8 protein-coding genes are annotated in these 8602 nt (G+C 65.5%); 5 read left to right on the top strand and 3 right to left on the bottom strand.

Annotated elements, in window-relative coordinates; all coding sequences use genetic code 11:
- Positions 1 to 230: 230 nt before the first annotated feature.
- Entirely contained in the window at positions 231 to 1706 is a 1476-nt protein-coding gene (gene zwf, locus ACCC94_RS10910; RefSeq protein ID WP_413349463.1) for a glucose-6-phosphate dehydrogenase, read from the bottom strand.
- Positions 1707 to 1798: 92 nt separating this feature from the next.
- Between zwf and hexR the strand changes: the two genes are divergently transcribed.
- Together hexR and ACCC94_RS10900 are read left to right on the top strand one after the other, a co-directional pair.
- On the top strand, positions 1799 to 2683 hold the full coding sequence (hexR, locus tag ACCC94_RS10905; RefSeq protein WP_413349461.1) for a transcriptional regulator HexR: 885 nt from the start codon (positions 1799 to 1801) through the stop codon (positions 2681 to 2683).
- A 231-nt stretch (positions 2684 to 2914) separates the two neighbouring features.
- Complete coding sequence (locus tag ACCC94_RS10900; protein WP_413349459.1) at positions 2915 to 3130, top strand: PA3496 family putative envelope integrity protein; 216 nt, start codon at positions 2915 to 2917, stop codon at positions 3128 to 3130.
- Here the strand turns inward: ACCC94_RS10900 and ACCC94_RS10895 are convergent.
- Positions 3084 to 4019: a LysR family transcriptional regulator gene (locus ACCC94_RS10895; RefSeq protein ID WP_413349457.1), complete on the bottom strand. Its 936-nt coding sequence runs from the start codon at positions 4017 to 4019 to the stop codon at positions 3084 to 3086. The genes ACCC94_RS10900 and ACCC94_RS10895 overlap by 47 nt on opposite strands.
- 228 nt (positions 4020 to 4247) lie before the next feature.
- On the opposite strand from ACCC94_RS10895, the gene ACCC94_RS10890 reads away from it, so the two are divergent.
- The 3 genes from ACCC94_RS10890 (at position 4248) to ACCC94_RS10880 (ending at position 8284) form a co-directional block, all read left to right on the top strand.
- Positions 4248 to 5663: an acetyl-CoA carboxylase biotin carboxylase subunit gene (locus tag ACCC94_RS10890; RefSeq protein ID WP_024766119.1), complete on the top strand. Its 1416-nt coding sequence runs from the start codon at positions 4248 to 4250 to the stop codon at positions 5661 to 5663.
- Between the two features lie 11 nt (positions 5664 to 5674).
- Positions 5675 to 7489, top strand: a complete 1815-nt coding sequence (gene oadA / locus ACCC94_RS10885) for a sodium-extruding oxaloacetate decarboxylase subunit alpha (RefSeq protein ID WP_413349455.1) — start codon at positions 5675 to 5677, stop codon at positions 7487 to 7489.
- 171 nt (positions 7490 to 7660) lie between these two features.
- Entirely contained in the window at positions 7661 to 8284 is a 624-nt protein-coding gene (locus ACCC94_RS10880) for a c-type cytochrome (RefSeq protein WP_413349453.1), read from the top strand.
- A 51-nt stretch (positions 8285 to 8335) separates the two neighbouring features.
- Here ACCC94_RS10880 and ACCC94_RS10875 read toward each other — a convergent pair whose 3' ends face one another.
- A complete protein-coding gene (locus tag ACCC94_RS10875; RefSeq protein ID WP_413349451.1) occupies positions 8336 to 8569 on the bottom strand; it encodes a hypothetical protein in 234 nt (77 codons plus the stop codon).
- Positions 8570 to 8602 lie beyond the last annotated feature (33 nt).

Here is an 8602-nt window from a genome sequence, read left to right as displayed (position 1 = left end):
CCCCCCCACTACCCACCCCCCGGGGGGGGGGGGGCCCCCCCCCCCCCCCCCCCCCCTTTTTTTCCCCCCCCCCCCCCCCCCCCCCCCCCCCCCCCCCCCGGGGGGGGGGGGGTTTTTTGCCCCCCCCCCCCCCCCGCTCCTACAGGTCAGCCGGCGCGCGGCGTTGATGGGTATCGCTGTGCTCCACGCCATCCTACGCCGCGCTCATCCTGTGATGTCGGGTGAAGGGATTACTCCAGCCATTTGCGGCCCTGTAGCTCCAGCAGCGTCTGCGCCTGCTCCGGGCCGTTGCTGCCGGCGGGGTAGGGGCGCGGGCTCAGGTAGTGCTCGTGCCAGCCCTTGATGATCGGATCGACCCAGCTCCAGGCCGCTTCCACCTCGTCGCGGCGCATGAACAGCGTCGAGTCGCCCTCGATCACGTCCAGCAGCAGCCGCTCGTAGGCATCCCAGCGGCGCTTGTTGGTGCTGAATGCCTGGGCCAGGTTGAGGTCCAGCTCCACCGGCTCCAGTTGCATGCCCTTGCCGGGGGACTTGGCCATCAGTTGCACGCTGATGCGCTCCTCCGGCTGCAGTCTGATCCACAGGCGATTGGCCGCGCCGGCGCTGCTGCCGATCAGGCTGTTGGGTACCGGCTTGAACTGGATGACGATCTCCGAGCACTTCTTCGCCATGCGCTTGCCGGTGCGCAGGTAGAACGGCACGCCGGCCCAGCGCCAGTTGTCGATGTCGGCCTGAACGGCGACGAAGGTCTCCGTATCGCTGTCGTTGTCGACATTCTTCTCGAACCAGTAAGCCGGGACTTCCTGCCCGCCGATGTGCCCGGCGGTGTATTGGCCGCGCACCGTCTTGTCCTGCACGTCCTGCCCGGAAATCGGCCTGAGCGCCTGGAGAATCTTGACCTTCTCGTTGCGCACCGCCTCGGCGTCGAAGCGTACCGGCGCCTCCATGGTCACCAGGCAGAGCAGCTGCAGCAGGTGGTTCTGCACCATGTCGCGCATGGCCCCGGCATGGTCGTAGTAGCTGCCGCGGTTCTCCACACCGAGGGTTTCGCTGACGGTGATCTGCACGTGGTCGATATGCCCGTTGCGCCACACCGGCTCGAACAGGGTGTTGGCGAAGCGCAGCGCCATGAGGTTCTGCACGGTTTCCTTGCCCAGGTAGTGGTCAATGCGGAACACCCGCGACTCGTCGAACACTTCGCCAATCGCCTGGTTGATGGCGACCGCCGACTCAAGCGAATGCCCCAGCGGCTTCTCCAGCACGATGCGGGCGTGCGGCCCGGCCAGGCCGGCGATCTTCAGGTTCTGCGCAATCGGCGCGAACAGGCTGGGCGCGGTGGCCAGGTAATGCACCAGCACGCGGCCTTCGGTGCGCTTGATGGCCTTGGCCACCCGGCCGAAGTCGGCGCTCTGCGAGGCGTCCATCGCCACGTATTCCAGGCGCTGGGCGAAACTGCGCCAGGCCTCGGCGGAGAAATCGCTGCGCGCCACCTGGGCGCGGCAGTTGCGTTCGGCCAGGGCGAGGTAGGAGGGGTTGTCGCGCTGGCTGCGGGCGAGGGCGAAGATCCGCGTGTCGGCTGGCAGGCGGTTCTCCCGGTGCAGGTGATAGAGCGCCGGCAGCAGTTTATGTAGCGCCAGATCGCCGCTGCCGCCGAAAACCAGAATGTCGCAAGAGCTCGGCAGGCCGAGGCTCGCAGGCGTATCCACAGACTTATTCCCTGGGCGTGAAGGAAAGATTTGTAGTATAACTACAACAAGACTACATAAATTTCAGACAACTATCACCGAGCCTAATCCCTGTGAACCTTTTGCAGCACATTGCCCAGTCGCGTCATCTGCTCCGCAAGTCGGAGCTCAAGGTTGCCGATCACGTGATGCAGGACCCTGCATCAGTCATGCACAGCTCCATGGCCGACCTCGCCCACAGCGTGGGTGTCAGCGAGCCGACCATCGTGCGCTTCTGCCGGGCCATCGGCTGCACCGGCTTCCAGGACCTCAAGCTCAAGCTGGCACAGAGCCTGGCTGCCGGCGCCAGCTTCGGCCAGTTCTCGATCAACGAGAGCGACTCGGTGGCGGACTTCAGCCTGAAGATCTTCGACACCACCCTGCACTCGCTGATGGAAGTGCGCGAGCACCTCGACACCCACGCCCTGGAGCGCGCCATCGCGGCCATTGCCCATGCGCAGCGCGTCGAGTTCTACGGCTTCGGCGCTTCCGGCGCGGTGGCGGCGGATGCCCAGCACAAGTTCTTCCGCCTGCTGCTCTCGGCGGCCGCCTACTCCGACCCGCACATGCAGGCCATGTCGGCGGTGACCCTGAAGCCTTCGGACGTGGCGATCTGCATTTCCCAGTCCGGCCGCTCCAAGGACCTGCTGGTGACCGCCAACCTGGTGCGCGAAGCCGGCGCCACGCTGATCACCCTATGCCCCAGCCAGACCCCGCTGGCGGACCTGGCCACGGTGAACCTGGCGGTGGACGTGCACGAAGACACCGATATTTACACCCCGCTGACCTCGCGTATCGCCCATCTGGTGGTGATCGACGTGCTGGCAATGGGCGTGGCCATGGCCCGCGGTCCGGACCTGGTGAATCACCTGAAGAGCGTGAAGCGCAGCCTGCGCAGCCTGCGCCTGTCGCCGAAGGTGGTGAAGAACCACGAGGAGCGCCCGGAAGAGGCATCCTAAGCGCTTTTCTGTAGGAGCGAGCTTGCTCGCGAACGGATTCAGCCGGTGACGCGGTGGCTGGGCGGTTCGCGAGCAAGCTCGCTCCTACGAAGAGCAAAGGCGCCTCGGGTTATCCGAGGCGCGACGCCGACCGCTCGTCGCGGTCACCGGCGCTTCACCACCCCGTCGTCAAACGGTCATCCGTCATCAGCATGCTGGCGTCTCCAGCCCTCAGGCCTTGGGAGATGCGAGATGCCCCGCCATATCGACGACACCCAGTTCCAGGTGGACAGCAAGACCCGCCGCAAGCTCGAAGACCAGCGCCGCATGCAGTTCCGGCGTGCCATCGAGGACCGCATGGAGGCCCAGCGCCTCGCCCTCGAAACCTCCGACTACCCCGACCTGATCGCCGCCGCCTACCTCACTTCGGCGAAGTCGGGCCGGCGAAGCGTTCGGCCAGCTGGCTGATCAGCGCCCGCTCTTCACGGATGAAGGCGACGAACGCCTGGGCCACCGGGCTCAGGCGCTTGCCGCGGGCGTGTACCAGACACCAGCTGCGGTAGAGCGGCAGCTCTTCCACCGGCAGCTCGTGCAGCAGCCCGGATTGCAGCTCGCGGCTCACCGCGTGGCGCGGCAGCAGGGCCAATCCCAGGCCCGCCAGCACCCCTTCGCGTGAACCTTCCAGCGAGGCGAATTCCAGCGTCTGCGGGAAGTGCGCGCGCTTCTGCTGGAAGTGTTCCTCGCAGGCCTTGCGCGTGCCCGAGCCGGGCTCGCGGACCAGCAGCGGGTAAGGTTCCAGATCCTTCAGCGAGAGCTTCGCGGCGTTGCACAGCGGGTGGTCCGGCGGCGCCACGGCGACGATCGGGTTGTTCAGGAAGGGCAGGAACTCCAGCGCCATGTCCTGCGGCACCAGCGACATGATCACCAGGTCGTCGCGGTTGTCCGACAGGCGCTTGATCACCTGCGCGCGGTTGACCACGGTGAGGTTCAGGCTGACGTCCGGGTGTTGCTTGTGGAAGGCGGCGAACAGGTGCGGGGTGATGTACTTGGCGCTGGATTCGACCGCCAGGCGCAACTGGCCCTGCAGCGAGCCCTTGAGGTCGGAGAGGTTCATGTCCAGCACTTCCAGGCGCTGGAAGATGTCGTTGGTGGCGCGCAGCAGGGCGTCGGCGGCATCGGTCTGGTAGAGCTTCTTGCCGATGTATTCGAACAGCGGCTGGCCGACCAGTTCTTCCAGCTGGCGGATCTGTAGGCTGACCGCGGGCTGGGTCAGGGCCATTTCCTCCGCGGCACGGCTGTAGGAACGGCTTTCGCACACCGCACGAAAAACCTGCAGCTGGCGAAGGGTCATACGCATCAATGACTTACGCATAGAACTCGGCCTGATCGCGACATTTCCAATCAACTATAAAGCATTCTTTATGGCTACCCCAATAATTATTGATTTTGGTTAATCCTCCCTCCCGCGCTAGGGTAAAAACACGCCGGAACCCGCTCCGGTAGAGAACAGCCAGCTGCCGTCACCGGGGCTGCCGATGGGTTTTTACGCCGGGGTCCAAAAGGCCCGGGCCGAGGGAAAGCCGCAGTGATCAAGAAAATCCTGATCGCCAACCGTGGGGAGATCGCTGTCCGGATCGTGCGCGCCTGCGCCGAGATGGGCATCCGTTCGGTGGCCGTCTATTCCGATGCCGACCGTCACGCCCTGCACGTCAAGCGCGCCGACGAAGCCCACAGCCTGGGCGCCGACCCGCTGGCGGGTTACCTCAACCCCCGCGCCCTGGTGAACCTGGCGGTGGAGACTGGTTGCGACGCCCTGCACCCGGGCTACGGCTTCCTCTCCGAGAACGCGGAGCTGGCCGATATCTGCGCCGAACGCGGGATCAAGTTCATCGGCCCGTCGGCGGAAGTCATCCGCCGCATGGGCGACAAGACCGAAGCGCGCCGCAGCATGATCGCCGCCGGCGTGCCCTGCACCCCTGGCACCGAAGGCAACGTCGCCGATCTGGCCGAGGCGCTCTCCGAAGCCGAGCGCATCGGCTACCCGGTGATGCTCAAGGCCACTTCCGGCGGTGGCGGCCGCGGCATCCGCCGCTGCAACAGCCGCGAAGAGCTGGAGCAGAATTTCCCCCGCGTGATCTCCGAGGCCACCAAGGCCTTCGGCAGCGCGGAAGTCTTCCTCGAGAAGTGCATCGTCAACCCCAAGCACATCGAGGCGCAGATTCTCGCCGACTCCTTCGGCAACACCGTTCACCTGTTCGAGCGCGACTGCTCGATCCAGCGCCGCAACCAGAAGCTCATCGAGATCGCCCCCAGCCCGCAGCTCACCCCCGAGCAGCGCGCCTACATCGGTGACCTGTCGGTGCGCGCGGCCAAGGCCGTGGGCTACGAGAACGCCGGCACCGTGGAGTTCCTGCTCGCCGATGGCGAGGTGTACTTCATGGAGATGAACACCCGCGTGCAGGTGGAACACACCATCACCGAGGAAATCACCGGCATCGACATCGTCCGCGAGCAGATCCGCGTGGCTTCCGGCCTGCCGCTCTCGGTCAAGCAGGAAGACATCATCCACCGCGGCTTCGCGCTGCAGTTCCGGATCAACGCCGAAGACCCGAAGAACAACTTCCTGCCGTCCTTCGGCAAGATCACCCGCTACTACGCGCCAGGCGGCCCCGGCGTTCGTACCGATACGGCAATCTACACCGGCTACACCATCCCGCCGTACTACGACTCGATGTGCCTGAAGCTGGTGGTCTGGGCGCTGACCTGGGAAGAGGCGCTGGACCGTGGCCTGCGAGCGCTGGACGACATGCGCGTGCAGGGCGTGAAGACCACCGCCGCCTACTACCAGGAAATCCTCAAGAACCCGGAATTCCGTAACGGCCAGTTCAACACCAGCTTCGTCGAAAGCCACCCGGAACTGACCCAGTACTCGATCAAGCGCACCCCGTCGCACCTGGCCATCGCCATCGCTACCGCCATTGCCGCCCACGCTGGCCTGTGAGGAATTCGTCCATGACCGTTTCCAAGAAAGTCACCGTCACCGATACCATCCTGCGCGATGCCCACCAGTCGCTGCTGGCGACCCGGATGCGCACCGAAGACATGCTGCCGATCTGCGACAAGCTCGACCAGGTCGGCTACTGGTCGCTGGAAGTCTGGGGTGGCGCCACCTTCGACGCCTGCGTGCGCTTCCTCAAGGAAGACCCGTGGGAGCGCCTGCGCAAGCTCAAGGCCGCGCTGCCCAACACCCGCCTGCAGATGCTCCTGCGCGGGCAGAACCTGCTCGGCTACCGCCACTACAGCGACGACGTGGTCCGTGCCTTCGTCGCCAAGGCGGCGGTCAACGGCATCGACGTGTTCCGCATCTTCGACGCGATGAACGACGTGCGTAACCTGCGCGTATCCATCGAGGCCGTGAAGGCTGCCGGCAAGCATGCCCAGGGCACCATCGCCTACACCACCAGCCCGGTGCACACCATCGATGCCTTCGTGGCGCAGGGCAAGGCCATGGCCGACATGGGCGTGGACTCCATCGCCATCAAGGACATGGCCGGCCTGCTGACCCCCTACGCCACCGGCGAGCTGGTCAAGGCGCTGAAGGATGCGCTGCCGCTGGACGTGGTCGTGCACTCCCACGACACCGCCGGCGTCGCCAGCATGTGCCAGCTGAAAGCTGTGGAAAATGGCGCCGACCGCATCGACACCGCGATCTCCAGCATGGCCTGGGGCACCAGCCACCCGGGCACCGAGTCGATGGTTGCCGCCCTGCGCGACACCCCGTTCGACACCGGCCTGGACTTGGAGCTGATCCAGGAAATCGGCATGTACTTCCACGCCGTGCGCAAGAAGTACCACCAGTTCGAGAGCGAGTTCACCGGCGTGGATACCCGCGTGCAGGTCAACCAGGTGCCGGGCGGGATGATTTCCAACCTGGCCAACCAGCTCAAGGAACAGGGCGCGCTGAACCGCATGCCCGAAGTGCTCGCAGAGATCCCGCGGGTTCGCGAAGACCTCGGCTTCCCGCCCCTGGTCACCCCGACCTCGCAGATCGTCGGCACCCAGGCGTTCTTCAACGTACTGGCCGGCGAGCGCTACAAGACCATCACCAACGAGGTGAAGCTCTACCTGCAGGGCCGCTACGGCAAGGCGCCGGGCAAGATCAACGAAGCGCTGCGCCGCCAGGCCATCGGCAACGAGGAAGTCATCGACGTGCGCCCGGCCGACCTGATCAAGCCGGAGCTGAACAAGCTGCGCGAGGAGATTGGCAGCCTGGCCAAGTCCGAAGAGGACGTGCTGACCTTCGCCATGTTCCCGGACATCGGCCGCAAGTTCCTCGAGGAGCGTGCCGCCGGCACCCTGAAACCCGAAGAGCTGCTGCCGATCCCCAACGGCAAGGGCGTCGCCGCTGCTGGCGGTGAGGGCGTACCGACCGAGTTCGTGGTCGACGTGCACGGCGAGAGCTACCGCGTGGACATCACCGGTGTCGGCGTGAAGACCGACGGCAAGCGCCACTTCTACCTGTCGGTGGATGGCATGCCGGAAGAGGTGGTGTTCGAGCCGCTCAACGAATTCGTCGCCGGTGGCGGCAGCAAGCGCAAGCAGGCCAGCGAGCCGGGCCATGTCAGCACCACCATGCCGGGCAATATCGTCGATGTGCTGGTGAAGGAAGGCGACAGCGTGAAGGCCGGCCAGGCCGTGCTGATCACCGAAGCGATGAAGATGGAGACCGAAGTGCAGGCGGGCATCGCCGGCACCGTGAAGGCCATCCACGTGGCCAAGGGCGACCGGGTCAACCCCGGTGAGATCCTGGTTGAAATTGAAGGCTGACCAAGGACAGACGGGTCTTTAAGGTTCAGTCCCCAGGGGGAGCACGATGCTCCCCCTTTTTTTTTTGCGCGCCGGTTCGCTTTTGCGCGCACCGATTGCTTGATCCAGGTCGGAAATTTCCTTCAGAAACCCACTAGCGTCGGTGCTGGGAAAACTGACCAGGGTGCGGTGATGGGGAGAGTCGTTCTGTTGTGGGTGCTGTTGTGCGCCAGCGTGCAGGCATCGGAGATGATGGATCGGCTCGCTGCGCTGGAGCAGGACCCGGCCAAGCGTGAGCAGGCCTATACAGCCGCGCAGGAGCGCATCCTGCTGTGCAGCAAGTGCCACGGCAAGGATGGCAACAGCAAGCGCGACTACATTCCCAACCTGGCCGGGCAGAACCCGCAGTATCTCTTCGACGCCTTCGAGAAATACGTCGATGGCCAGCGTACCGACTTCGTGATGAATCAGGCGGCGAAGCTGCTGACCATCAACGAGCGGGTCAACATCGCCTACTACTTCAGCCAGCAGGCTGTCCTGCCACGCTCCGAAGCGGCGCCGGACAAGGCGCTGGTGGAGCAGGGCGCCCAGCGCTTCGCCACTGTCTGCGTCACCTGTCACGGCGAGAAGGCCATGGGCCGCGACGGCTTCCCGCGTATCGCCGGGCAGCCGCAGGTCTATCTGACCCATGCCCTGCAACGCTACCGCGACAAGGACCCCAGCCGTGCGGACTCGCCGATGCTGGCGGTCGCGGCGTTGCTCAAGGACGACGACATCCCCGCGCTGGCCGCCTACCTCAGCCAGTTGCAGCCCTGAAAGCAGCCAGCCGCCCGGAGGCGGCTGGCTGTGGTGCTGGGTGGGTGACGCTTACTGCTGCTTGTCGTCGGCCGGCTGGGCTTCCTCGGCGGCTGGTTGGGCCGGCGCGGTGGCTGGTTCGGCGGCAGCAGCAGGCTCCTGCGGTTTGGCTTCCGGCTCGGCCGCGGGCTTGACGTCCTGCTGGGTTGCAGCGGCGGGAACGGCGGTCTTCGAGGCTGGCTCCTGCTGCTTGTCACAGGCGGCGAGAACGGCGCAGGCGGCGATCAGGATGCAGAACTTCTTCATGGGCGGGCTCACTCATCGAGGTTGGACGGACAC

Source organism: Pseudomonas sp. Pseusp97 (assembly GCF_047304025.1).
Taxonomy (GTDB): domain Bacteria; phylum Pseudomonadota; class Gammaproteobacteria; order Pseudomonadales; family Pseudomonadaceae; genus Pseudomonas.
This window is presented reverse-complemented; position numbering and strand designations above follow the sequence as displayed.